19 protein-coding genes and 1 tRNA gene are annotated in these 26,947 nt (G+C 48.5%); 9 read left to right on the plus strand and 11 right to left on the minus strand.

The window, feature by feature from the left end; translation table 11 throughout:
* Window positions 1–179: 179 nt before the first annotated feature.
* The 7 genes from AC06L3_RS00795 to fabF all read right to left on the minus strand — a co-directional run bounded on the left by AC06L3_RS00795 (window position 180) and on the right by fabF (window position 14,765).
* Window positions 180–1,079: a hypothetical protein gene (locus tag AC06L3_RS00795; RefSeq protein ID WP_475668723.1), complete on the minus strand. Its 900-nt coding sequence runs from the start codon at window positions 1,077–1,079 to the stop codon at window positions 180–182.
* Between the two features lie 159 nt (window positions 1,080–1,238).
* The gene (locus AC06L3_RS00800; RefSeq protein ID WP_475668724.1) at window positions 1,239–2,261 is read right to left on the minus strand and encodes a helix-turn-helix transcriptional regulator; all 1,023 of its coding nucleotides are present in this window, start codon (window positions 2,259–2,261) and stop codon (window positions 1,239–1,241) included.
* Window positions 2,262–2,432: 171 nt separating this feature from the next.
* Window positions 2,433–4,757 carry a penicillin-binding protein 1C gene (pbpC, locus tag AC06L3_RS00805; RefSeq protein ID WP_475668725.1) on the minus strand — a complete coding sequence of 775 codons (2,325 nt, stop codon included), beginning with the start codon at window positions 4,755–4,757 and terminating at the stop codon, window positions 2,433–2,435.
* Window positions 4,758–5,546: 789 nt separating this feature from the next.
* Window positions 5,547–11,450 (minus strand): alpha-2-macroglobulin family protein, encoded by a 5,904-nt coding sequence (locus AC06L3_RS00810; protein ID WP_475668726.1) that lies wholly within the window; start codon window positions 11,448–11,450, stop codon window positions 5,547–5,549.
* 774 nt (window positions 11,451–12,224) lie between these two features.
* A complete protein-coding gene (locus tag AC06L3_RS00815) occupies window positions 12,225–12,419 on the minus strand; it encodes a hypothetical protein (protein WP_475668727.1) in 195 nt (64 codons plus the stop codon).
* Between the two features lie 15 nt (window positions 12,420–12,434).
* A complete protein-coding gene (locus tag AC06L3_RS00820) occupies window positions 12,435–13,214 on the minus strand; it encodes a protein kinase family protein (RefSeq protein WP_475668728.1) in 780 nt (259 codons plus the stop codon).
* A gap of 270 nt (window positions 13,215–13,484) precedes the next feature.
* Window positions 13,485–14,765, minus strand: a complete 1,281-nt coding sequence (fabF, locus tag AC06L3_RS00825) for a beta-ketoacyl-ACP synthase II (RefSeq protein WP_475668740.1) — start codon at window positions 14,763–14,765, stop codon at window positions 13,485–13,487.
* A gap of 144 nt (window positions 14,766–14,909) precedes the next feature.
* On the opposite strand from fabF, the gene AC06L3_RS00830 reads away from it, so the two are divergent.
* Window positions 14,910–14,990: transfer RNA gene (locus AC06L3_RS00830), tRNA-Leu, on the plus strand.
* Window positions 14,991–15,038: 48 nt separating this feature from the next.
* Here AC06L3_RS00830 and AC06L3_RS00835 read toward each other — a convergent pair.
* Window positions 15,039–16,049, minus strand: a complete 1,011-nt coding sequence (locus tag AC06L3_RS00835; protein ID WP_475668729.1) for an EamA family transporter — start codon at window positions 16,047–16,049, stop codon at window positions 15,039–15,041.
* A 141-nt stretch (window positions 16,050–16,190) separates the two neighbouring features.
* On the opposite strand from AC06L3_RS00835, the gene AC06L3_RS00840 reads away from it, so the two are divergent.
* The 8 genes from AC06L3_RS00840 (at window position 16,191) to AC06L3_RS00875 (ending at window position 24,924) form a co-directional block, all read left to right on the plus strand.
* Window positions 16,191–16,892 carry an aspartate/glutamate racemase family protein gene (locus tag AC06L3_RS00840; RefSeq protein ID WP_475668730.1) on the plus strand — a complete coding sequence of 234 codons (702 nt, stop codon included), beginning with the start codon at window positions 16,191–16,193 and terminating at the stop codon, window positions 16,890–16,892.
* A 33-nt stretch (window positions 16,893–16,925) separates the two neighbouring features.
* On the plus strand, window positions 16,926–18,167 hold the full coding sequence (locus AC06L3_RS00845; protein ID WP_475668731.1) for a dicarboxylate/amino acid:cation symporter: 1,242 nt from the start codon (window positions 16,926–16,928) through the stop codon (window positions 18,165–18,167).
* A gap of 10 nt (window positions 18,168–18,177) precedes the next feature.
* Window positions 18,178–18,603, plus strand: coding sequence for a Fur family transcriptional regulator (locus tag AC06L3_RS00850; RefSeq protein WP_475668732.1), 426 nt, complete (start codon window positions 18,178–18,180; stop codon window positions 18,601–18,603).
* Between the two features lie 26 nt (window positions 18,604–18,629).
* Entirely contained in the window at window positions 18,630–19,433 is an 804-nt protein-coding gene (locus AC06L3_RS00855) for a CDP-alcohol phosphatidyltransferase family protein (RefSeq protein ID WP_475668733.1), read from the plus strand.
* Between the two features lie 9 nt (window positions 19,434–19,442).
* Complete coding sequence (locus tag AC06L3_RS00860) at window positions 19,443–20,075, plus strand: DUF4290 domain-containing protein (RefSeq protein WP_475668734.1); 633 nt, start codon at window positions 19,443–19,445, stop codon at window positions 20,073–20,075.
* Window positions 20,075–22,600 (plus strand): FtsK/SpoIIIE family DNA translocase, encoded by a 2,526-nt coding sequence (locus AC06L3_RS00865; RefSeq protein ID WP_475668735.1) that lies wholly within the window; start codon window positions 20,075–20,077, stop codon window positions 22,598–22,600. The genes AC06L3_RS00860 and AC06L3_RS00865 overlap by 1 nt, the downstream gene beginning before the upstream one ends.
* 79 nt (window positions 22,601–22,679) lie before the next feature.
* Window positions 22,680–23,297, plus strand: coding sequence for a LolA family protein (locus AC06L3_RS00870; RefSeq protein WP_475668736.1), 618 nt, complete (start codon window positions 22,680–22,682; stop codon window positions 23,295–23,297).
* Window positions 23,298–23,358: 61 nt separating this feature from the next.
* Window positions 23,359–24,924 (plus strand): alpha/beta hydrolase, encoded by a 1,566-nt coding sequence (locus AC06L3_RS00875; protein WP_475668737.1) that lies wholly within the window; start codon window positions 23,359–23,361, stop codon window positions 24,922–24,924.
* 45 nt (window positions 24,925–24,969) lie between these two features.
* Here AC06L3_RS00875 and AC06L3_RS00880 read toward each other — a convergent pair whose 3' ends face one another.
* From AC06L3_RS00880 to AC06L3_RS00890, 3 genes are all read right to left on the minus strand, one after another.
* Window positions 24,970–25,716 carry a ubiquinone/menaquinone biosynthesis methyltransferase gene (locus AC06L3_RS00880; RefSeq protein WP_475668738.1) on the minus strand — a complete coding sequence of 249 codons (747 nt, stop codon included), beginning with the start codon at window positions 25,714–25,716 and terminating at the stop codon, window positions 24,970–24,972.
* Between the two features lie 10 nt (window positions 25,717–25,726).
* Window positions 25,727–26,482, minus strand: a complete 756-nt coding sequence (locus AC06L3_RS00885) for an exodeoxyribonuclease III (protein WP_475668739.1) — start codon at window positions 26,480–26,482, stop codon at window positions 25,727–25,729.
* Between the two features lie 248 nt (window positions 26,483–26,730).
* On the minus strand, window positions 26,731–26,940 hold the full coding sequence (locus AC06L3_RS00890; RefSeq protein WP_475668741.1) for an IS66 family transposase: 210 nt from the start codon (window positions 26,938–26,940) through the stop codon (window positions 26,731–26,733).
* Window positions 26,941–26,947: the final 7 nt, after the last annotated feature.

Genomic DNA, 26,947 nt, shown 5'->3' on the forward strand with positions numbered 1-26,947 from the left:
AAAGAAACATATCAGGAGAAAGCCGCTCTATTTCTAAATTATGTGCTGACGACAACACTGTCGGAAAGGGGTAGGGATGTGGACAAGCGACCTTCGCTACCAAAACTGCCCAAAAATCAGTCATAGGGTGAAACACAGCGAATAATCTTTTCGCAATTCAAAAATTTATTCTTGTTTTATCATTTTGTCATCCATTGTTCAAGATATTCGGGAATGAACCAGGCTTTCCAGGGCAGGGCTGCCTTGTGTTTCATAATGCTGTCCCAAAGGCGCGAAAGCTTTTCTTCTGAAGTGCCCCCTTCGCAGCCTTTCTCAAATAGCATTGTCTTTATTTCCGGGAATTTTTTAATCCAAATTTTGGAAACGGCGTAGTAGAACTTCGAAATCTCCCGGTCGCTCAGATGCCCGTCTTTCCTGAGCCTCCTGATATAACTCTCCCAGCAGCACTTTCCCTTGAACTGTCCTGTGAATTGCCTGTCTCTTGATGCAGCGCTGTAATCTGTGCCATCCATACTATGATTCACGAGCTCACTTTCCCTGACGTAGAAAAGACTCGTCCCAATTGGCAGTGATTTGTCTTCATCAGGGATTCTGGAAAACAGCCCTTTGCCGAATCGGTCTTCCAAACACGCGAGAAGCCTTTCACACCCTCCCGGCTCCAGACTTAATCCTCCGAGATAATGAGTTGTCATTTCTTCCCGATAGACACACTCCTTTTCGAGTCCGAAATCAAGAGGATTGATTTCCGATATTCCAAGGCAATAATGCAGCATCAGGCAGCAGTATGCGGGATACCCGGACCCCCTTGCTATCCCGCCATCCCTTGCGACATCTGAAATTGTTTTCATCAGAAGCACGTGATCAGACAAGCCGTGCCTTATCACATAGGACAATTCCTCTTCCAGACGATGAGAGACTTTTTTATGGGGATTGTTCCCGAAGAGTGCAAGCATGCCACGATACGCCTCAATTCTAAGGGCAAAAGACGAATCCGTCTCTCCTTCCCGGAGCCAGGTCTTGAGACACCGCTCGTTCAGCGGTACACGTATGCGATATGAAATGTTATTAGTCTTCTTCATTTCGTTTGCTTTACTGTTGTTTGATATTGTCCGGTTATTTCAGTATCTCCTTGAATTTGCCGGTGCACCGCCCATAGTCCTGCTTTCACCTTTTTCATCAATGAGGACTTCTCCGAGTCCTATCACGATATTCTGTCTTTTCTCTTCCATAGTTTTCTGTCATTTTGAAGAACATTGATACTGTGCTGCCGCCCGTGTTATAATTTTTCGTAGTTTTTCTACATACCAATCCGGGGAAATGACGCGAATTCCCTGAAGGTAATCGAAAAAAGCCTTATCCAGTTCAAAATTCGGAAAAACATCAATACTGAAAGTGACTGACCCGTCTTCATGTCTTTTCCGGACTTGCTGACTTGCATGGAGCGGCTTGGTCTCTATGTACGGTGCAGTATATTGGTCGGCAATAAATACAAAATGTGTAACCTGATGTTTGTCCCCGGGGAAGCGTGTCGTACCGATAATATCCTTGAAATATTTCTCAGGATCGAACGAAGGATCTTCAATAAAGACAGCATCCGTATTTTCATTCAATGCTTGAATTCTGTCCAGTGCGAGAACTTTAATATAATTCTCGGAATCCGTCCTGCCAAGAACGAACCACCTGTTGCGATGTTCCTCAAGAACATATGGAGATAAGTGGAATTCCGATACGTTTTTGGATCTGAAGCGGTGGTATTTGATATCCATGACCGTTTTCTTTCGTATGGCATCATACAAGGTGGTAATATGCTCTGTCCCCAGTAGCTGTTCGTTTCCTTCAAGGAAAATGACCTTTTGAGAAGGTGCGCTGATTGAGTTAACCCTATCCTCCAGCTTCCCTACAACTTCCTGTATGCCGTTCAAATCTTTAAACAGAGAAAACTGCTTTATTGTCAGCATTGCGTCGTGAAGAGTTGTTATCTCATCCGGCAACAGGGTGCTATTGAACAAAGAGGCATCAGGGTCTCTGTACCTATAGAATTTCCTCTCATACACTTCAATTTCGTTATATCCATCAAGAAACTGAAGGTCATATTGAATAGTTCTTCTTGAAGGATAAATATCTTTTGTATCATCCCATACGCGTTCTTGGAGGTCGGATAATGTATATTTCCGATATGGATTGCTCAGGCAACTGTCAAGAATCTTGTACCTGGAAAACGCCTGTTTGTTTAATGACATGATTCGAACTGATTTTCTCATTAAAGGTACATTATTTTTTCTTGCAACGCAAATAGCTTGGGAACATATTTTCAACATCGTTGTAGAGAACATCATTGTTGTCTATTATCGGATACGACAATAAAGAAATAAAAGTATTCCGCAGATTACCAAACTTTTCCGATATCATTTGAATTGTATGTATGTTTGATGTTATCTTACAGTGAATGACACGCTTGTGGAGTTGCCGAGGGTGTCAACGGCGGTGATTGTGTGGCGGCCGGGTTCAGGCGTGAGTTGGAGCTGGTGAATCCAGCGGGTCTGTCCAACGTAGTTGTTGTCAAGATGCCAGAAAATGCACATGTCCGTATCGCTGTGGGCAAGGTTGAAGATTATGCCTCCAGACTCACCGTTGAGCTGGCGCGGAATAGATATAACGCTGCCTGCCTGCGGATAAATGAATTCCATAGCCTTGCCGCTTATATAATTCCCCATTGCGTCTGCCGGCACCGGTGTGTATTCAGGATGTGATGCTTTATAGTACCATTCCATGGCTGGTGGCAGTTTGAAGTAGTACTCTTTTTGTGCTGCGCTGCAACTTCCACTGTGTTCTGAACTTTCGGAAAGCGAGCCCGGGTCATTAACGGGTGATTCTTCTTCGAAGTCAGTTGATCTGTTTGCAGAAGTATTGACGATTATAGGGCAGTGATACTGGCAAGCGGTGCTTTGAATCGAGCGGCGGGGCAGGAGAAGGGTGTCACAATCGTTGCAATATTGTCCTTTGAGCTGGCCGGACTGGTGGCAGACCTCGGCAATTATACCCTCATCCTCTACCGGTTGCTCGAACCAGGCTGATCTTGGCAGAAGATTGAAGATGTCGAACAGGATAGGTGCCGCTATGCGTGCGCCAACAAGCCCCGGGACTCCGCTGCCGTTTGCATTCCCGGCCCATACGCCAAGCGCATAATCGGTGGTGATGCCAACCGCCCAGGCGTCCCTGAATCCCCAGCTTGTACCGGTCTTCCAGGCAATCCTTGATACGCTTGGCAAGGTTTTCCAATCAATCTCGTCGGTGCGTCCAACCTCCTTCAGAGCATCAAAGGTCCACCAGAGAGCCACTCTGTCCTTGAGCGGGAAAGAATCGGGGACCCATTGACAGTGTAAGAATAGAGCGGGGAGGGAGGCGTACATTCTGGTGAGTTCCAATAGTCTGCCTTCGGCTCCGCCGAGTATGAGCGAGAGGCCGTAGTCTGTTGCCGAGCGTGTTACAGTGCTCATTCCCAAGTCTTTGAGCAGCGATGCAAACGGTGCAACTCCGTACATTTGCAGCAGGTGCACGAACGGTACGTTCAGCGAGCGGGCAAGGGCTTCAGATGCCGGGATGGCTCCACAGAAGGTACGGTCAAAGTTCTGTGGCGAGAATCCGTTGATATTCATTGGAATATCGGGTAGGAGAGTCCTTGGAAGAATCTGTCCATTCTGCAGCATTGCGCAATACAGGAACGGTTTGAGTATGCTGCCGGTGCTTCGCGGCGAGCGCAGGATATCCACCCTGGCACCTTCCCTTGACTGTCCAGGATTGGCATTGCCAATGTAGGCCAGCTCCTTTCCGCTTTTCACGTCAATCACCACAGCCGCCAGATCATTTATCCCTTCCTGCTGCAACTGCCTGTTCCAAGCATCTGTAAGCGCAGCAACTTCACTTTGCAGCTTGAATGAAATATCAGTTTTTATTTTTCTACTGCGATGGTTTATATAATACCAGTCAACCAGATGCGGAGCAAGCTGTGGCAGTGCGTGAGGCTCACCCGGAAGAGGTTCGTCAATTGCCAGGGAATAGTCCGAGTCACTGATGTATCCTTTCTTGTGCAGGCGGGCGAGCAGCCGGTTCCTCTTTGCTGTCAGGTCTTTTCTGTTCCTTGCAATGTGTATTGACGATGGCGAGTTGGGCAGCACGGCCAGCAGTGCCGATTCCGCCCAGGAAAGGTTGCCGGCATCGTGGCCGAAGTACCGCCAGGCGGCTGCATCAATGCCAACGACATTGCCGCCGAATGGTGCGTTCGAGGCATAAAGCGCCAGAAGTTTGCGTTTTGAGTAAAATGTTCCTATGCACAGGGCTCCGTATGACTCCTTTATTTTCTGCCATATGTTTCTGCTTTTGCCCTGGCTTTTTGCCATTCGCATGACCTGCATGGCAATTGTGCTTCCGCCGTTTACAATGTGGCCGGCCTTGATGTTCCGTATCAGTGCTTTGGCTATTGCCACAGGGTTTACGCCCTGGTGGTAGTAGAAGTATTGGTCCTCAAAGAGGATGAGCGCTCTGGCATATTTTTCGGGGACTGTGTCGCATGGTGGGAAACGCCATTGGCCGTCATCCGCTATGTGTGCACCAAGAAGTTCGCCGCCTTCCGCCAATACTACCGTTGCACAGGGTTTGTCCTTGAACAACCCTTTAGGAAACAGCAATGCGAACAGTCCGGCTGCCGCCATCACGCAGATTATTGCCGCCTTGTTGATATGTCCTTTCCTCCAAATCATTGATTCTGTCCCAAAAAATTCGCTTGATTGCGTCAGGCACTTCATCTGAAAAACTTTGCCTTTCCTGGGCAAAGCTTTTTCATATTCCAGTGTCCTGCCGCTTCATTCGGCCACATTTTGTTCATTCCCGCTCCCGGGCTATACCGAACTTGCTGCTCTTCGCAACTCTCCGCTTGTTTTTCGCAAGTTTTCGCATTCCAGCAAGTTCGCGCCCTCCGCTAGGCCGCTGATGCGGCCTTTCTATTATTGGGGCTGCGCCCCAAACCCCCTGCACCGCTCCCGGGCTATACCGAACTTGCTGCTCTTCGCAACTCTCCGCTTGTTTTCCGCAAGTTTTCGCATTCCAGCAAGTTCGCGCCCTCCGCTAGGCCGCTGATGCGGCCTCGTTTGGCCACATTTTTGCCGAAAATATGGTCGGTTGGCCGTGTCTTTAGTTACAAGTGACCTCAAACCCCTCAAACTGTGAGGGTTTGAGATTACTATATTTTGTAACTGATTGATAATCAAATATGTTTTTCTTCTACCTGAACTCAAACCCCTTATGTTACGAAGGTTTGAGTTCACTTTGTTTTCTTTTCATAGTATGTTTGGTCACATTCTCCCTCAAAATGCACCCGTTTGCTGCATCCTTTGCCGGTTTGCTACGTTTTGGGGTGTCAAATGTAGCAAAACCTTGCTTCTCCCTACAGTTTGCTACGTTCGGGGGTGCTGAACGTAGCAATTTCCCAATCTTTCCAATCATTTGCTACGTTTGCTACGTTCCATTGGGCCCATCGTAGCAAACTTTCATTACGGTTCAACGATTACGTGGCCGGAGGCTGTGTTGGCGTGGATCTGCGGGTCGTACATTGCCTGGCACTGGATTGCCGGCAATACGAATTCGCCTGCAAATGCCGCCCTCAACTTGGTGCGGAAGCTGCGCATACCGTTTACAGGCAGATTGAAATACCATACAATTCTGTTGTCGCGGATATCCTTGTATGTGCAGTTCTCCGTATCGGCGCCCGGCGTGAACAGTCTTTCGTTGAAAATCTCCCAGCCTGAAGGAACGGCCATATCAAGTGCCAGATTGTTTACAGCGCTAATGTTGTTGACACTCTGTACATTAATCTCAACGCTGAACTCCTCGCCCTGCCTGAGCCTGGCCGGATTGATATTCCTGCCGTTCATATCAAGATATGAAACGCTGAGTTTGAGATTGCTGGAAGTTTCCGGCACCCGGTATGCTGCAATGTAGTTGCCAGATTTTTGACCTGCACCATTTGCGGCAGTATTGTTGGTTATTGCAGGTTTGCCGCTTCGTGTCAAACTTATGTACACATCGGCCTTGCCGTTGTTCCTTACCTCTATTGCACCGGGACCAAAGTGCGTAACATCAAGTTTGGCAAGATTTGCCGTGGTTTTAATATGTTCACTGTTATTGCCTCTCGCATTTTTTCTGATGCCAGATGTTCTGTCAGTGCCATTCATACCATTATTACTTGCCTCATTTCCTTCAACATGATTAACAGCCAGATCAATAGGTGCTTTCTGAATTTTCTGCGCCAGAAGATTCAGGGCCACGCTTGCGTAGGCACAGAACTGTGTGCTGTGGCTCCAGCCAGTGAACTCATTTTCAAGTTTTGCGGCCAGAGGCATTGCGCGCATCAGGTCGTCTGCAAGCAATGCGCTCTCAAGCATCATTGCCTCATCACGTGCCTGTGAACCGAACCAGTACCAGACCTCCGAATTGCTTTCTGCATTCGTGTTGAGGCGTTCAATAAGTTCGGTGGCAATGCTCTTCTTGCCGGCAAGAGCATATGCGGCTGCAAGCCTCCACGCTGCCTGAACGGAAATGTTGTCAGCGGCTTTGAGCCTGTTCATGGCACCATCGGCAGGCTTTCCGGCAAGTGCCAGAGAATACAGTCTGTAGGCCTGCATCAGGTCGTCAAGCTTGCGCTCCATACGCATATAGGCATTGGCCTGCTGCAGCTCGTATTTTTCCCAGGATTCGAATACGTTTTTGTTCACATTGTATCCGCTGCTAATGGCTTTTGCCATAAAGTGTCCTGCCATTGCTGTAACCCACTCGTTGGCACTGCCTTGTCCCGGCCAATATACAAAACCGCCTGAAGAGGTCTGTCTGCCATAGAGCTCCCTCAAAGTTTCGTTAACCATTGCATCTGCCAATTCAATGCGTTTCGCATTGAAACTGCGCTTGCCATCAAGCGCTTTGCCGTTCTGTGATTTTCCAGCACTGGCATTTCCAGCCCCATTTTTCTGCCTACCTGCATTGCCGCTGCCCTTCTTTGCAGAACCATCATCAGCCATTGCAAGCAAGTCCTTGAGATACAACGCTGTGATTCCCTTTGAAAGTATCTGCTCGCTGCAAATGTAGCGGTAGTGATACATGTTGTCAAACATTGTATGGAAGTCAACGGCAGGGAATGAACTTGCCTGCAGTGTTGCGCTGTATGTGTCCGGGTCAAAGCTCAAGGAACCTGAACTGCCAAGGCTGTGGCTTTCGCCTGCCTTGAGCAGGATTCCTTCACGGGTGCTTATGTCAGGCTGGTTGTTCATCACTTCAATGTTGAGCACTTCCTGTGCCTTGTGCTGACTGCAAGCAGCTGTGATTGTTATCTTGGCGCTGCCTTCCTTTGCGGATGCGGCAAGGCGGAAAGTGGATATTCTATCACCATCGCCAGTGAAAGAAAGTGATTGTGAGGAGTTCCCAAGTATGCTGAGGGCTCCTTCCGCCTTCACACTGACCTTCACATTGCGCACGTCCTTCTCCATGGCAAACACGTTCACAGGGAGAGAAAGGGTCTCACCGCAGGCAACTGAGGCAGGGAGTGAGGAGAGCACCATAAGAGGAGCGCGGACCGGAACGGTCTTCTCGCAGCTGCCGTATTTCTTTGTGTCACAGGCAACTACCATAAAGCGCACGGAACCAACGTACATAGGCAGTGTAATCTTGTGTGTGGCACTGCCTTTGGCAAGATTGAACGGACCAAGGAACTTCACCACCGGGTTGAAACGGTTCTCCTTGCGGCCGCCAACAATCCTGTCCTCATCGCCGCCAATGCCGGCAATAGGGGAGAACTTGCCGCTGTAAGCGCCTATCACATCATCGTAAAGGTCCCAGGTGTGAACGCCGAGGGCCTCACGCTCATTCATTCTGTTCCACGGATCCGGTGTCTTGAAATTGGTGAGGTCAAGCAGTCCGTCATCAACAATGGCAATGGTGTAAGCCATTGGTCTTCCGTGTTTTTCCTTAACCGTAATGGTGAACTCCTGCTGAGGGCGCAATACCTCAGGTGCGGAAAGTTCGGGTTCCAGACGGGAATCCTTGTCCTGGACAAGCACAGGCTGAACGCCGTACATCCTTATTGGCAAGTCATTGTTCCTTCTCTTATGTGGCTGGAGCAAAGTTATATGCACGTAGAAGTTGGGAGCCATGTCCTTGGTAATCTTTATCTTGAACTTCGTGCCTTCCTCCTTGGTGGCAATCCATTGGCGTGAAATCACAGTACTTCCGTTCTCAAGCGAAACCAAAGCGCGTCCGCCCGCTGCCGAAGGAATGAATACAACTGCTTCTTCACCAGGCTCATAGCTTTTCTTGTCGGTTGTGAACGTGAGCATCTGAAGGGCGCTTGGGTCGGACTTTGATGAACGTCCGCGCCAGCTTGGCCAGTCAATGTAAACGATGCCACCGCTTGCGTGACCGCTGACCTTGTCCCTTACATATACAAGATAACGTCCGTACTCAGGATATTCCACCTTGAATGGAACGGCACGGGCCTGAGCGGCGGAAACCAGTTCGCCGGCAGCCACTTTCTGAGCATCACTGCCGTGAACGTAGGAATCAAGCGATTCTTCGTGATTCTCCCACCACCAGCTCCATTTGAGCTTGTAAATTGCATACTCCAGATTGTGGCCTGCAACTGGTTTTCCATCAGTAGAAAGCACAATCACAGGGAAACGGAGGTCTGTGTCCGTTTCGTATTGAGGAACTCCGCTGTAGCCCTTGTTGGAATCAGAGGCAAGCTTTATTCCAGTGAAAGATTTGAAAGGCGCATAACGCACATTGATGGTATTCATGCTGGCGTCACCACCGTTCTCAATTACCTGTGTTACAATGCCTGCATTGAGCATGCCGGGAGCTTCCTGAGCCATAGGAACAGGAACCGTACCCGCAAATTTTCCACTTTCGTTCAGTTTCCCTGACACAAGTTCCTTTGATAGTGTCCTGAAACTTTTCAAAGGATTGCTGAATACGTAGTCTTCGTATCCCTTGAACGGTTTGCTCAATTTTGAAAATGTCATTGACGAACTGAACTTGAGGTTTGATGCAGCCGGCCCGGTAAGCCAGCTGGAAGACAGATCATAACGAACAGGCTCCCCGGCCACAAGAACATCGGAACCGAGAGAAAGATTGACTTTCAATCGGTTAGGCTTAACGGTCTCTATATGAAGCGCCTTGTGGAAAGTTGAACCGCCATATTTGAAATATACGTTCCAGATACCTGTAGGATCATCGGCCATTGTAGGAATATTGAAAGTGTAAAGACCGCGCACACCCTTGCCGCAAACCATCTTCGAGTGGAACTGCCCCCGGGCATTGTAAAGCTCCGCAGTCACAGGGTGATTCTCTGGCAACGCCTCGTTCTCCCCCTCTATCATAAGTGAAAGATGAAGAGTGTCTCCAGGCCTCCATACACCTCTCTCCCCATAAATGAATCCTTTCAGACCAAGAGAGCGCACCACACCGCCGGTGTCGAACCTGCTCAGTGAAATCTCCTCAATATCAGTTACTTTCAAATATCCAGCGGACTGTCCGCCGGAAGATTCACTGCTTCCCTGATATGCCTTTACAATGAATGGCCTGCCTTTGCAGTCAAGCTCGGCGAAACCGTTGGAATCTGTTCTGGCCCTGCCGATTTCCTGCAACTGGTAATTGTATGCAACAAGCCGGGCACCGGACACAGGCCTGGCCTCAATGATGTCAGCAACACTCACCCACAACCTGTTTCCGTGAGCTTTCTTGGCCACAATACCCACATTCGAGGAAATAAGATTGCATACAGGATATCTGCCTGAATCCATATAGAAAGTAGCCTTTGAAGGGTCCTCCCTTTCCTTCCAGTTGTACTCACTCCAGTCATAATCATTCTCATAAATGTACGGCGATGGTTCATCCCACACATCCTCTCCTTCCACCTTTCCCATATTCATCATGCCTGCATTCCCAACCCGGGCGATGGCTCCGTAGATTGTATAATCTTTCTTGAAAGAGAGTCTTATGCGATAGATGGCTCCCGGCTCCTGCTTGAACATGGAGCTGAGGTCCAGAGTGTTTTCAACCCAATTGCTGGCATCTATGGCATCGTGAGCACATATCTGGATTGTGTTTTTATATATCAGTCTGCCGTAACGCCTTATTTCGTCGCTGCCTTCCAGACCGTTGCTCTGTATGAAGGAAAGCACATTGCTCTCGAAAATCTTTATCACGCTTACATCCACCGCACACAGACCGCGGGTCCTGAAAGGCAGGACAAGCAGGGAGTTGTCCGGCAGGATATGGCCGTTGAAGGAAAAGTTCACGGCCGGAGCAATGTCTTCCAGATGGAACTTTTGAGAATAAGTCCTTCCCAGACTTGTTCCACCAACGCTTTTTACGTAAGGCGAAACGGTTACTGTGGCTCCGTCATATGCATTTACATTGTTCAGATGCGCCCTTACAACATTGCCCTTGATTTCCAGATTGAAGGATGCAACGCCATCAACATTTATCAAGCCTGCCTCCGACGCAGATTCCGCCAGTGGCTCGGAGAATCTCAGCTCAGCGAAATAACCGTCACCGTTCGAGCGCATTTCAGAAGAAATAACATGGAACCTGCCCAGGGCCGGAAGCTTCACCTCACTTTCCTGAACCCCTTCAAAGCCATCCTTGGAACCATTAGCACTGATAACCAAGGTATTCTCCTTATCATTCCTTCCCAACCTGGCGATAGTGAATCTGAACTGTCTTCCGTTTTCGCCGCTCTCAATCCTGAGTTCGGGTTCATTGTTTCCAGAAATGCTGGTGCTTGTTTTTGTGCTACCACCGGCGTTGGTGTTATGTGAGTTCACATCAGCATTGCTTCCTGAAATGCGGACCTTGGGGTATTTGAACTTGATGTATGATTTTGCCTGCTCGGCGCTGATTGATGTGTTGCTGCGCAGAATGCCGCTCACGCTGGCGTGCAGGGAATCCTCCGCTGAAATCTCAACGCCTTCAACTTCAATGGAAAGCGCCTTTGGAAGCACCCGGAATGAGAATTCAAAGGTTTCAAGGCTGCTTTCATCCACGTTGACAATCTTTCCCAGTCTGAATTCTGCGTTATATATCCTGCCCGGCTTGAGTGCGCCTTCTTCAGGGACGAATTCAATTTCGTTTGCCGACAGCCATCGCACCTGGCCGTTGAGACTTGGCGAGAAGTCAAAGAGCTTGTCCGGGGCTTTATTGTTGTTGTTGAGGGATCCGAGGGCTTCGTCGTTAAGGGTTATCCTTATGCTTGAGGTGGATGTTATTGTTCCTCCTGTATATGCCTTGATGTATTGCGCGAATTCAGTTGGTGGATTTATCTCTTTCTTCTGTCCGCAGGCTGCGCACAATATCATTGCCAGCGCTGCAATCATGCATTTCTTCAGGTTCAAAGTCTTGTAACACATATCTTTATACATCTTTTTCCAATTAATTATGTTCCGGAACCGTTATGTTCCAATTAATCCGTTTGGTGGCAGGGATACGCAGCTGCAAAGAGAAAATTTTCTTTCACTTTGTCCGCTTGGCTGCGTCAGTTGTGTTTATTCCCGCTCCCGGGCTATACCGAACTTGCTGCTCCTGGCAACTCTCCGCTGTTTATCCGCAAGTTTTCGCATTCCAGCAAGTTCGCGCCCTCCGCTAGGCCGCTGATGCGGCTTTTTTCTTATTGGGGCTCTGCCCCAAACCCTGCTTCACCGCTCCCGGGCTATACCGAACTTGCTGCTCCTGGCAACTCTCCGCTGTTTATCCGCAAGTTTTCGCATTCCAGCAAGTTCGCGCCCTCCGCTAGGCCGCTGATGCGGCCGTTTGCGTTGCTTCCCGCTTTATTCGGCCACAATTTGGCTCATTTTGTGGCTGTTTGCCACTTTTTGCATGCGTTTGGCCACTTTTCCGCCAATTTTGTGGCCATTCCCCCTTTTTGCCACTCATTCTGCCGTATTTTTCCTCAAAGTGCGCCCGTTTTCGTTTCCCGGTGCCTGTTTTGCCGCATTTTTCCTCAAAGTGTGACCGGTCAGCTTCACTGTTTGGTACAACCGATCTCAAACCCCTTATGTCACGAGGGTTTGCGATCACTGTATTTTGTAACTGATTGATAATCAGCTATACTTTTCTGCCAACCGATCTCAAACCCCTTATGTCACGAGGGTTTGAGTTCACTTTGCTTTCTTATGTCTGTGCATTTATAAATGCATTGCCAGTTCAGTTATGTTATTACCCAAAATCTCATGCCCGTTTTGCTTTTTCGAGCCTCGTTTGGTCACGTTTTCTTCAAAAATGCGCTCATTTTCGTCTTCCGGTGCCTGTTTTGTCACGTTTTCCTCAAAAATGCGCTCATTTTTGTCTCCCGGCGCCTGTTTTGCCGCATTTTTCCTCAAAATGCGCTCAAAAGCTTATAGTTTTTTGAGGGAGTCCTTCATGCGTTGTTTGGCAAAAAACTTTTCGCGATGGCTGCGGCAGAGATTCATTGCATCCTCAACCTTGCCGGAGTCACCGGCGAAATGCAGATTGAAATACATTGCGGCAACGTGCTCGAACATGGAATCATTGTTTGTGATCCTGGACAGACTTTTGCTGCGGGCACTCATGGATGCACCGCCATTGAACAGATGCATGCGGTTGAGGTCAATGTACTGGAAATGAACTTCATTGCCATCAATTTTGTAGAATACATTGCCCGGGTTCGTGTCTATGGGAGCAATGCCGCAATCGTGCATCCTCAGCACATCGGCCACGTATGCCTTGACAATGACTTCAGTATGTTCTGATGGATTTGAATTCAGCACGTTGAAAAGTGAATCCCAAGTGCATTCCCTGCAGATGTAAAACGAGGTGCGAAGCAGCATGGGAAAGCAGTTCAGGCCCATTGGGCCGCTCTTCACATTTATGTACGCCACGGGCTCGGGGGAACCGAATCCGTTTTCTATCAAGCGTTGGGCGTACTCGTAGGAACGCTGCGCCTTGCTTTTGCGCCAGTATGAATAAACGAACTTGTTTATGAAATTTATCTTGTGGAATTCCTTTGCTACAAAACCCAGTTCGGGAAATGAGCGGACAATATTCCTGCTGTTGAGAATCAGCTTGCCTTCACCCTTTTTGAACATCTTTGGGATGTCCCTTACAAAATCCAGATCTTCCGAATATTTCCCGTTGACTCTAATCTCGAACTTCATAATCCAATACCAAAGTTTCGCTGGATATCTGATTTATCAATATTGAAGAAACTCTGCGCAGACCAGCGAAACGTTTAACCAACGCACAGTCCCAATCTACTCACCCTCTCCCTGAATTCCTCTGTCTTTGACTGAACTTGAACCTTAAACCCCGCTGCCTCAGGCGGCTGCTCCCAGGGGCATTGCGCTTCCACTGCGTTCCTGCGGGCACCAAAGGCGCCTTGTCAAAACAGGGATTTTTTCTGTAGAATGCGGAGCTTGAGTCAACAACTATCGCTGTGGAAAATACTTGCCGAAAACTACGGTGGCGTTGTGGCCTCCAAAGCCAAAGCTGTTGCTCATGGCATAATTTACCTCCGCCTCAACAGGCTTGTTCACAACAATGTTGGAGTTTGCAGGCACTGCCTCATCCAGTTCCTCCACATTGATGGTTGGAGGAATCATTCCGCGGTTTATTGCAAGGATTGAAGCCACCGCCTCAATGGCACTGGCGGCTCCGAGTAGATGGCCTGTCATTGACTTGGTGGAGCTGATGTAAACATCCTTGTAATTCTCGCCGAATATTCTCTCTATGGCCAGCAGCTCAGGCATATCGCCAACAACTGTTGATGTGCCGTGAGTGTTTATGTAATTGATGTCCTTTGGCTCAAGACCTGCATCCTTTATTGCACCGGCCATTGAAAGCTCCGCCCCCTCGCCGCTTGGAAGTGTGGCTGAAATATGATATGCGTCTGAAGACATGCCGCCGCCGCAAAGGCGCGCATAAATCCTGGCGCCTCTCTTTATTGCGTGTTCCTCCTCCTCAAGAACCAGCACGCCGGCTCCTGCGCCCATTACAAAACCTGTCCTGTTCTTATCGTAGGGACGTGAGGCGCTTGCATAACGCTCATTATCTGTTGAAAGCGCCTTCATTGTGTTGAATCCGCCTATGGAACTGGGTGTGATGGCCTGCTCACCGCCACCGGCCAGGATGATGTCCGCCATTCCGCAACGGATGAAATTAAGTGCGGTTACAAAGGCGTGATTGCCTGAAGCACAAGCGGATACGGTTGCAAAACTTGCGCCCTTGAGACCATACTTTATGGTGAGTTGGGCAGCGCTCATGTTGGCAATCATTTTGGTAACGTAGAAAGGACTGAATCGAGGCTCGGGATCATCCATTTCAAAGTTTTCGGTCATCTCCGCTTCCATGCTCTCCAGACCCCCGATGCCTGAACCTATGATTGCTCCCGCTCTGCTTGCATCTATGCTTGATGAAAGCTTGCCGTCTTCACCAAGAATGCCGGCCTGAGCTACAGCCTGATGTGCGGCGGCGGCCACGAAAGTGGTTACACGCGGCATTTTCCTTGACTCTTTCTTGTCCATATACAGAAGAGGATCAAAGTTCTTGACCTCGCAGGCAAATTGGGTCTTGTGGTGTGATGCATCAAAATATGTGATAGGAGCTGCTCCGGAAACGCCGTTCATCAAAGCGTTGTAAAATTCCTCAACATTGTTTCCAATAGGGGTTACGCACCCCATTCCAGTAACAACTACGTTCTTCATATTGATATGGTTATGTATGTTTTTCCTAAAACTCTTAACCTACAAATTTACAAAACAATGCTGTAAAAAGCAATCCGATGAGAAAAATATTCATTTTGACTTGCCAAACTAAAAAAAATTCATACCTTTGCGAACCTGAAAAACGCAAATGCCCGGGTGGCGGAATGGTAGACGCGCACGTTTCAGGTGCGTGTGTCGAAAGGCGTGCAAGTTCGAGTCTTGTTCCGGGCACTTCATAAAAGCCGGTCTGTACATATACGGACCGGCTTTTTTGAAACATCATTTCTTTGAGGAAGCGTGGAGGACCACCATTACGGCAACAAGGATTATGGCAATGCCAAGGTACTGGAAGGCCGATATCTGTTCACGGAAGTAGAATATTCCAACCAGTACGGCGGTGAGCGGCTCCATACATCCGAGAATCGATGTCACTGTTGAGCCAACTGATTTGATTGCGTAAATCAGGGTGAAATTTGCAATGAGCGTTGGCACCAGTGCCAGCATTATTATATTGAACCACTGATCCCATCCACGTATGGCCGAAAAGCCGTTCCCATGCGCAATCACGTTTATCAGGAACCACAGGCTTGCACACAGAAGCACATAGAACGAAAGCTTTCCACCCTTGATGGCCATGAGTGTGGAAGACAGGTTAACGCTCACAATATAAATAGGATAGCATATTGTGGCAATCATCACCAGGATGAACCCTGTGGTGTTCAGGCTGTATCCTCTGCCAGCAGCCCCGCTCAGGCAGGCAACACCAAGTATTGCCATACCAATGGCGATGGTCATTCTCCAGCTCAGTTTCTCCTTGAACCCGATTGCCATTATCAAAGCAATGAATACCGGATAAAGGAAGTGGATTGTTGTACCGAGACCGCTCTCAAGGTAATTGTACGATGCTGTCAGGAAAATTGCCGTACCCCCGTAGAAGATTGAAACAATGAGAACATGCCACAGCTCTTTCCAAGAGATTGCAAAGCACTCATCAGCCACTTTCCACAGCGATGGTTCAGTGCATTTGTGCCCAAATGTTTCTTTAGGTTTGAAGGCCTTTTCGCTGGATTCAATTATTATTTGGCTGGTGGCTTTTTTGTTTGCGTCAAGCAAACTCCTTACGAAAAGGAAGCATCCCAAAAAGAATGTCCCAAGTATGAAACGGTACAGACAAACGGATTCCAGCCTGACTCCCGAAGCCAGCAACGGCTTGGAGAACAGAGGAATGAAACCGAACGACGCCGATGAAATCATGGCCAGCGCCACACCACCCAACTTGAATTTGCCCATATAGCTTCCAGATAAATTCGCCGCAAAAATAATAAAGAAAGGTTTATCTTGGGAATGCAATATCAATTTAGTAAATTTGCAAACTTATGGGTAGTAGTAATCCATCGCAGTGGAAAAATAAAATATTAAAAAGATAAAAACATGAAAAGACCAGAACAGACTTTGGGCGTGCTTGGAGGTATGGGACCTGCAGCTACAGCGGATTTCTTAAGAGTGCTGGCGGAGAGAACTCCTGCCGACTTTGATCAGGAACATCCACGTATGATAGTGTATTCCAATACAATAACACCTGACCGTACAACCTTCCTGCTCGGCAAGGGACCGGACCCAACAGAGCATATCAAGGCAGGACTCAACCAGCTGATTGACTGGGGCGCCGACATCCTCTGCGCAACCTGCAACACCGCCCATTACTTCATAGACGGTTTCAGAGGGGAGATCTCAAAACCTATCGTGCACATCATTGACGAAACAATACGCACCGCAAAGGAGAGAAGTCCTCAGGGAGCATGGCTCACTGCCACACTCGGAACAATGAGAACAGGTCTGTATCAGAAGCATGCACAGGACAACGCATACGATTTCAGAATAGCTTCGCCTGAGCTTCAGGTTGAGATCCATGACGTTACAGACATGGTGAAAGCAGGAAAGTGCAAGGAAGCCGGTGAGAAGTTCAGAGGAATTATCGAGCAGCTCTGGGCAATAGAGAAACTTCCTATCGTTGGTGCATGCACCGAGATTCCTATTGCATACGCAAACACAGGCCTTGACCCTCAGATGGGAATCTCATGCCTGGAGGCACTTGCAGACGGTTGCATCCGTGAACTTTACTACAAGAAATAACTGTAATTATAAATCAATAGAACAGAAACCTTTATGAAAAAAATAAAGCTTGCTCTCCCATGGCAGATACTCATTGCTATGGCTCTTGGTATAATTTTCGGAATATTCTGCTCATCGTGGGTGAAATACATAAGCTGGGCCGGTGACATTTTCCTCCGTCTGCTCAAGATGGTTGTGATTCCAATCATCATCACATCAATGGTGGTTGGCGTTGCCAGCGTTGGGAAATCAGCTGACCTTGGCAGAATCGCCGGCAAGACCCTGGCGTTCTTCATTGGTACAACACTCATTGCAACATTCATAGGCCTTGGCCTTGTGAACCTGATTGCTCCTGGTGAAGGCGCAAACATAGTTGATGCGGCAAAGGGTGCTGAGGAACTTATGCACGCAGAAAGGGTGTCATTGGGAGACCAGCTCATTTCAATCGTGCCACAGAACATATTTGACGATATGTGCAAGGGCAACATGCTTTCCATCATCTTCTTCTCATTGATGTTCGGATTCTTTGTAACACAGGCGGAGGAGAAGTCAAGGACAACGGTGCTCACTTTCTTCCAGTCTCTGTTCGAGGTTATCATGAAGATAATCATGTCAGTGATCAAGCTCGCCCCTATAGGAGTGTTCGCAATTGTATCAAAGATGGTTGCACAGCAGGCAGGTGACATGGCAAAACTTGCTGGAATGGCCGAGAGTCTCGGACTCTTCCTTGTTGTGGTATGGAGCGGATGTCTCATACATTTCTTCATTGTGATGCCTTGCATAGTATATTTCCTCGGTCACGAGAATCCATACAAGCACATGCGCAAGATGTCAACAGCAATCCTCACGGCGTTCTCAACATGTTCTTCAGGAGCTGCGCTTCCTATCTCCCTCAGGGATTCACAGGAGAAATGCGGCATCTCAAACAAGATTGCAAGCTTCGTGCTCCCTCTGGGTGCAACAATCGATATGAACGGAACGGCGTTGTACGAATGTGCAGCGGTAATATTCATTGCACAGGCATACGGAATTGAAATGTCGTTCGTGCAGCAGCTGATAGTAGTGGTTACCGTTCTGTTCTCGGCAATCGGTGCCGCCAGCATTCCAATGGCAGGACTTGTAATGCTCACAATTGCGCTCAATGTTGCCGGTCTTCCACTCGAGGGCATAGGTATAGTGCTTGCAGTAGAGCAGCTCTGTGACATGCCAAGAACAGCTACCAACACTTACGGAGAGCAGAGCGCCGCACTCGTGATTGCCAAGTCCGAGGGCGAGAAACTTACGATTGACGACTGATTGAATCTATATGAAACAGCTGGGCACAGAGCAGATAGTGGATCTGCTGCATACGCATAAACTCAAGGCCACAAAAGGCCGTGTGGCTGTGTATGGAGTGCTCAATGAGTACGGCCACGCCAGCGCCGACATGATTCTCGAGCGCATCAGGACTGATTTTCCTGAAGTCACTGTGGCCACGGTATATAACGTTCTGGAATCGTTCGTGAAGTGCGGGCTGGTGGCAAGGCGGCTCTCGCAGGGAACAAGGATGCTTTTTGACGTGAACAATTACGAGCACGTGCATCTTTATGACAGTGAGAGCGGTGCGTTGAAAGACTATGATGATTCCGCGCTGGTCCAGCTTGTGAAGGATTACCTTGCCGGGAGGAATATTGATGGTTTTAATATGGAGTCCGTTGATATTCAATTAATTGGTGCTTTTATTAAGAAGTAGTTAACGAATATTTTATCAGAAGACAGATGGCATTCGAAAAAATCATAAAAGGAATACCGAACACAATCACCACAATGAATCTCCTTAGTGGCGGCGTGAGCGTTGCGCTTTCGTTCTCAGGCAGGTTCGAGCTGGCATTCGTTCTGATACTGCTTGCAGCAGTCTTTGACTTTTTCGACGGTTTCAGCGCGCGCCTGCTTCACGCATACTCTCCGCTTGGCAAGGAACTTGACTCCCTGGCCGATATGGTGAGCTTCGGCCTTGCACCGGCAGTGATGCTCTCCTGCAAGTTCTCGCTCCTTCTCCGCCAGGCCAACGGCCTTTCCCTACATGGCGATGGCTCCGTACCGATTTTCGGGGCTGGAGTGATAAGTTTCTGGGCTCTGGTGCCGCTGCTGATTGCGGCGTTCTCAGGTTTGCGTCTGGCTAAGTTCAACATTGATGAACGTCAGAGTGAGAATTTTATAGGTCTGGCCACGCCAAGTTGCGCAATGATTGTTGGTTCAATGATTTGTCTTATGGAACGATATGCAGGGTTCAACGACTTTTTCCTGAACCATCTGCTCATTGTTCCTGCAATAGTTATAGTGCTGAGTTATCTGCTCGTGAGCGAGATACCAATGTTCTCGTTCAAGTTCAAGAGTATGGGATGGGCGGCCAATGCCTCCCGTTTCGTATTCTTGACGGCAGTGCTGGTGCTCGTGATTTTTGTGGCTGCCGCCGGCCTGAACTGGTGCGTGGTGGTTTTCTTTGCAATGCTCATATACCTTGCAATGAATCTCTGGAAATTCATGTGGTCACGAAAAGATAGTAAATTGAAGAAAAATTAAAAGATAGATATGGATTACAATACACAAAGAGAGAAGCTCATAATGCCGGAGTACGGAAGGCATGTGCAGGATATGATAAAGTATGTGAGCGGCATCCCGGACAAGGAGAAACGAAACGAGCAGATACAGGCCGTGGTGCAGGTGATGGGGACGCTGAATCCTCAATTGCGTGACATTGTTGATTTCAGGCACAAACTCTGGGATCACGTGCAGATCATATCCGACTTTAAGATAGATATTGATTCACCGTACCCGATACCTACACGGGAAAGCATAAGTACCCGGCCGGAGACAATCCCGATTGACAAGTCGGCGGTAAAGGCCGCATGCTACGGAAGAAACATCCAGAACATGATAGATGTGATTGCACAGCGTGAGGATGGCGAGGTGAAGAACTATATGATAAAAACCCTTGCCTGCTACATGCAGCAACAATATCTGATCTGGAACAAGGACAGCGTAAGTGAGGAAACCATCTTTGAGGACATACGCAAGCTCTCAGGCGGCAAACTGGTTGTTCCGGAAGACATTCACATTGGAACGGCTGTTAACAATGATTCGCACGGACCGCAGAAGCAGCAGACTGGCAAAAGCGGCAATCACAGGAATCAGAAAGGCAGGAATCCTAAAAAGAAAAGATAATGGCAGTCAAGAAAAAGGAAACAGGAAAGGATGTATTGACATTGTTCGGAATAGTGTTCTTCATTCTGGCAGTGTACACATTCATATCACTGGTATCGTATCTGTTCACCTGGGCCAGCGATCAGTCCATCATTTCAGACAACAGCATAGTAGGCACTATGCTTGATATGGAAAATGACGCCAATGTGAAAAACAGCGGTTCCCTGATTGGCCTGTTATGGTCCAACTTTCTTGTATCCAAGCTGTTCGGAGTGGGATCATTCATCGTTCCATTCTTCTTTGGAGGAGTATCGCTGTACTGCTTCAAGAAAGGCAGCGTGAATCTGTGGGGACTCATTTATCTTTCAATATTCGGATGCATAATAGTGTCAGTCACCTTCTCCTATATCCTTACCATGACTTCTGTTGACAACTGGTTCGGAACGGGAGCGGGAGGCTCTTACGGACATTATGCCAACCAGTTCCTTATCAAGGCCGTTGGTGCACCGGGAGCAGCGCTCATTCTGCTGTTCGCAATAATCCTCTGGCTGGTATGCGTGAACAGAAAGGTGATTGACGCCATAGACAAGGGCGTTGACAAGTTCCTGAATCTGTTCAAGCGTAAACCGGAATCAAAGGATGCGCCCGCCATCAGTGATGAAACGTTCGCAGCATCTTCAGACAAAGGGACTGAGAATAACGGAGATGTTCAGGAGGAGGTATCGGGAGGTGCCAGTGAGGAGGCAGGCGCAGAGTCTGACTCGGAGTCGGAGCCTGAATCCGAGCCTGAACCCGAGTCGGAACTTGAACAGGACTCATATGATTCCATAATGAACGGTGTTGACACTTCCGGAGACATAGGACCTGTTGATGATTTCCCGCTCGGCAACGGCTCATCAAGTTCAGATGAGGCAAATGCAACTGACGAATGCCAGAGTCCTGAAAATGACCAGCAGCAGGAGTATGACAAGGGTGAAGAGGATGATTTCCTCAGAGGACTGAGTGAGGAGCAGGTGAGTGCATTGTTCGATCCAAGACTGGATCTGCCCGGGTATGTGGCCCCTGGAACAGATTTGCTCAACAGTTATGCGGACAAGCAGTATGCAGTGAGCAAGGAGGAGCTCGAGAGAAACAAGTTGCAGATTGTCAAGACTTTGAAGAACTTCAAGATAGGAGTGTCAAGGATATCGGCAAGAATAGGACCTACAGTTACTTTGTATGAAATTGTGCCGGCTCCCGGCGTGAGAGTTGCCTCAATCAAGAGACTGGAGACCGATATTCAGGTATCGTTGGGTGCAAAGGGCGTGCGTGTTGTAACCATTCCTGGAAAGGATACCGTGGGAATAGAAGTTGCCAACGTGAAACCAAGCGTTGTGTCAATGGTGTCCTGCCTTGAGTGCAGCGCATTCCGCGAGAATAAATATGCACTGCCTGTGGCAATAGGCAAGACAATATCCGGAGACGTTTATACCTTTGACCTTGCAAAGATGCCTCACCTTCTGGTTGCCGGAGCAACCGGTCAGGGTAAATCCGTGGGACTGAACGCTATTCTTACATCCTTGCTTTTCAGCAAGCATCCATCGGAGTTGAAGATAGTGCTTGTGGATCCCAAGAAGGTTGAGTTCTCGCTCTATTCAAAAATAGAAAAGCATTTCCTTGCGCAGTTGCCGGATGCAGACGAAGCTGTGATCACGGATACCAAGAAAGTGGTGAACACCCTTAATTCATTGTGCATTGAGATGGACAGCAGATACGACCTGCTCAAGATGGCCGGTGTGAGAAATGTCAAGGAATACAATGAGAAGTTCCTCAGCAGGCATCTCAATCCACAGAGGGGACACAGATTCATGCCATACATAGTGGTGGTGATTGATGAGTTTGCGGATCTCCTTATGACAGCTGGACGCGAGGTTGAGGAGCCTATGGCACGTCTGGCACAGCTTGCGCGCGCAATAGGAATACACCTTGTGATAGCAACGCAGCGTCCTACCACAAGCGTGATTACCGGTAACATAAAGGCTAACTTCCCTGCACGTATAGCGTTCATGGTGAAGTCAAGCATAGACTCGAAGACAATTTTGGATGAGGTGGGAGCGAACCAGCTTGTGGGCCGCGGCGATATGCTCATATCAACGGGTGCGGACCTTACACGTGTTCAGTGTGCTCTCATTGAAACGGAAGAGGTGGAGAAAGTTGTAGACTGCATTGCAAAGCAGCGCGGATATTCAACTCCATATTATCTGCCAGAATATATTGGCAACGATGAGGAGGATGCGAGCATACCGGGAGCGGTTGATCTCTCGAAACGTGACAGTCTGTTCGAGGAGGCGGCCAAACTGATTGTCATAAACCAGCTTGGTTCAACTTCACTTATCCAGCGCAAGATGAATCTTGGATACAACAGGGCAGGCAGGATCATGGACCAGCTGGAAGTGGCCGGAATAGTGGGACCTTCGGCCGGAAGCAAGGCAAGAGAGGTGCTTGTGCTGGATATCACGCAACTGGATGCAATGCTGGCCAATATCCGTGATGTATATGGGGCATAGTCCGCATAAGCATATTATAAAACTCAAACAATCACCTATTAAATTGTGCAGTCAGTTCATGCGAGTTTTGAAGCAATATATGGTTTTGGTGTTCACGATGGCGGTAATTGCGCTTCCAACAGTGTCAAATGGTGCATCAAACAAATATCTGGAGTATCTCAGGGGATACGTAAATGCTGGATGTTCAATGAGTTTTGAGTTCAAGGCAACGGACAGGAGCGGCAGAGAAGTCCTTTCATATAACGGAACCCTTGTGATAAAGGACAAGTCATACGCACTGGAAGTTCCGGATGCAATGAAGGTAATGTGCAACGGCAGGGAGAAGATAATGATAAATGAGCGGACAAAGGAGGCAATGCTTGCAGGCAATGACGCACAAAGCCGTGACCTGCTGGAAAATCCGCTGCAGTTGGTGTTTGATTATGACAGTTCATACAGCATAAGCAATGGCAGGAATGACAGTGTCATTCTCAAGGATAAATCAAAGCATACAGCTTATCCTGAAATAATCATCCGGTTCAAACCGGGTTCGCAATCAGGTTCCTGGATGCCGCAGAGATTTGAGATCCAAGGCAAGGACGGTTCCATTTATACAGTGCTGATTAAATCATTCTCGTCTCCATTCAAGGCGGAAGCAGAAGCGTTTGAATTGAATCCCGGAAAACTTTCCGGATATGAATTGATTGATTTAAGGTAAGCCGTCCGGCTTTTTCATTCCTGCACAGTTTTGCCTGTTATTCAAAAGAAATTGTGATAAGATGAAACGATTGTACTTTGCTTTTTGGGTCATTGGTCTTCTGTTTGTGTGCACGCCTTTTGCTTCGCATGCTCAAAAACCGGATTGTGATGCGCCAATCCGTTCTGTTCAGGGTGAGCGGAATGCCAGTGCTGCTCAGCTTGAACTTACAGGCCGTACGCTTCAGCCGGAGGGTCTGAGAGGGGAGTACCTGACCTTCACTATGAGGAATCCGCGGGCTTATCCAGGAACGGAGCGTATGATAAAAGTTTATGTTCCAAAGGAATACGATGGCAGGCAAGCTGCGTGCACGGCCATTATGATGGATGATATAATGTATGGGCTGGCACAGTCCATAGATACTCTCATTGCCGCCGGTCAGATGCCTGTTACAATAGCGGTTGGAGTCCGACCTGGCCGCATTTACGATAATTCATCCAGCCAGTCCCGCGAGGTCATCCGCTATAACCGCAGCAACGAGTTTGACCGCTGCGACGGCCGCTTTGCCTCTTTTCTGGCAGAAGAGGTCCTCCCCGCAGTTTCTTCATTTTCCACCGGCGATGGCCTCCCAATCCTTCTTTCCCGGAGCGCTGACGACCGCATGGTTCTTGGCGCCAGCAGCGGTGCCATTGCCGCTTTCACTGCCGCTTGGTTCCGGCCTGATTTGTTTTCAAGGGTTTACAGCATAATCGGAACCTTTGTGCCCATGCGCGGCGGTGACCACTATCCCGGGCTGATTCGCAAGACCGAGCCGCAACGGCTACGCATATATCTGCAGGACAACGATGAGGATACCTGGAATCCACTCTTTGGCAGCTGGTATGAATATAACCTGCTTATGGAATCGGCGTTGAGATTCGCCGGTTATGAACTGGAACATCACTGGGACAAGGGAGGTCACAATGGAAGGAATGGCGCTGCGCTTATGAGCGAGGCACTCAGATTTCTCTGGAAAGATTACCCATCGCCGGTGAAAAAGGGAAAGTCTGGGAATGCAACTCTGAATTCAATAGTTGATTCAAGCTCCGTTTGGACGCTGGTGGCTTCAAATGTGCCGGAGGGTTTGTTTATCAGGAGTGCCGGGGTTGCTTGTGATGATGATACCGGACTGGTGGCATCGGTCTCCAAAGCCTCCGGGATTCAGGATGCTGGCAGCGGATTTGCTTTGCCGCAGTTGCTGTGGGTGGGAAAGAACAGTTTTGATCCTTACATGGCTGTTTATCCTGGCGGCAAACATAGGGCCGTTGCCTATGTGAATTCGCAATGGATTAGCAATGAAGTGCTTGCGGGTGGCGCTTTGTACAGACAGGAATTTTATAAGCTGCATACAAATGGTGGGCAGATTTGTTTTGATGCTTCCGGATACCTGTATTGTGCCACAGAAATAGGCGTTCAGATTTGTGACCATAATGGCAGGGTTCGCGTTATTCTTCCAGCGCCTTGCGGTTCCGCAGTTTCTTCCGTTGGCCTGGTGGACAATGTCCTGTATGTTATTTCCGGAGGCAATCTGTATGCGCGCAAAATTCTGCGCAGCGGATTCAGCAATGCTTTTTCCGTTTCTTCACCGGACTCGGACGGTCAGGGATGATGTTCTTTTTGTTCTTCGCTTTTGGTAATCCGTTTGCGGTGATGGTTATTTGCGGGCGAGGTAGATGGTGGTGATGCCTAAGGTGAGTGGCTCGTATGTTACGTCCCTGAAACCGGCGGCCTTGAGACGTTCCACCATGGCTTCGCCCCAGATGAAGTTCTTTACACTGTTGCGGAAATACGTGTACGCCTTGGGATCGTGACTGACCATTCTGCCTATAAGCGGCATTATTTTTGAGAAGAAGAAATCGTACAGTGACCGCACTATGCGATTGCTCGGATATGAGAACTCTAGTATGAGCAATTGCCCATCGCCATGTAGGGTACGGTACATTTCGGAAAGGCCCCGGTCAAGGTTAGAGAAGTTGCGGATTCCGTATGCGCAGGTGAGTGCATCAAAGGAGTTGTCTGCAAAAGGCATGTCAAGGGCACTGGCCTCCATAAACCTGATAGTGCTTGTGCCAGCGTCCGAGGTTTCAGCCTGCTTGAAAGTTTGTAAGTCAACCCATTGAGCATCAATGCCTTTACTTAGGGCTTTCTTAAGGCCAATCTCCATCATGTTGCGGGAGAGGTCAATGCCGGTGATGCTGCAGGCCTTGCCCTGACGGATGATTTCAATGGCCAGGTCTGCTGTGCCTATGGCCACGTCCAGCAGCTTGCTTACCGCTTGCAGACGGTGTACTGCCTTGCGACGCCACAATTTATCGATATTGAGTGACAGCAGATGGTTCAGTTTGTCGTAAGTTCCTGATATACCGTCAAACAACTGACCTATATGTTCCTTTTCTTCCATTCTTTTACTGTTAGTTGTCGGCCAGCACCAGTTCCACAGGGCAGTGGTCCGAACCGAATATATCGTTAAGAATGTCGGTGCTCAGGATTCTGTTCTTGAGCGGGTTGGACACAAGGAAGTAGTCTATGCGCCAGCCCACGTTCCTTTCGCGCGCCTTCATTCTGTACGACCACCAGGAATATTTCTGCTCTTCCGGGTGCTGGTACCGCCAGGTATCTGTGAAACCTGAGGCCAGAAGCTCGGTCATCTTGCCTCGCTCTTCATCGGAAAAGCCTGCGTTGAAGTGGTTGGTGGCAGGATTCTTAAGGTCAATCTCCTCGTGGGCCACATTCATATCGCCACAGACTATGACCGGTTTCTTTGCAGCTAAATCATTGAGATACCGCCTGAAAGCATCCTCCCATTCCATGCGGTAAGGCAGGCGCTTGAGCTCATCCTGAGAGTTGGGCGTGTAAACGCATACCAGATAGAAACCCTCCATCTCCAGAGTGACAGCGCGGCCTTCCTGATCATGCTCCTCTATTCCCAAACCATATTTTACTGCGATGGGTTTGATTCTTGTGAAGATTACGGTGCCTGAATATCCCTTCTTCTGAGCATAGTCCCAGTATGACTCGTAGCCCGGAAAACTCAAATCAATCTGGCCGGCCTGGAGCTTGGTTTCCTGCAGACAGACAAAATCTGCGTTGAAATTGTTGAAGATTTCCGTGAATCCTTTGCCGCAGACTGCCCGCAGACCGTTGACGTTCCAGCTGATGAATTTCATATTATATTCGATTAGTTTTGCAATACCTTAAACGTTCATATCCGTTTAATAAACGTATAAAATCTGCAAATACGTTTATGAGTGCAAAATTAAGCATTATATTTGCGGAAATGCCATGCCGAATTCAAGTTTTAAACGCAATTTTTGAGAAAGAATCTGTGAGATAAAGGTTTATAGTAACTGCTCAGGTACCCCTGCCATAAGCAACAAGCTATGACATTCGACAAGCAATGATTTCGTCAATGATACTATGCCAGCGCAAGGGTCGCAATGACCCGAAGGACTTCGAAGGGGTTCTGCCCGTTCTTGACCGCCGTCTGTATGACGGAGGCGACGGTGGCGTAGTTCTGTGCACCGGCCTCCGTGCGGAAGCATCCGCTGACCTTGAGTTTGGTCTTGGCGGGGCGCAGGGCCTTCTCGCTGTCGTTGTTCGTTGGAGGAACAGCGGAGTTCGTCAGGAAGGTG

This window comes from Candidatus Egerieousia sp., from assembly GCF_056211015.1.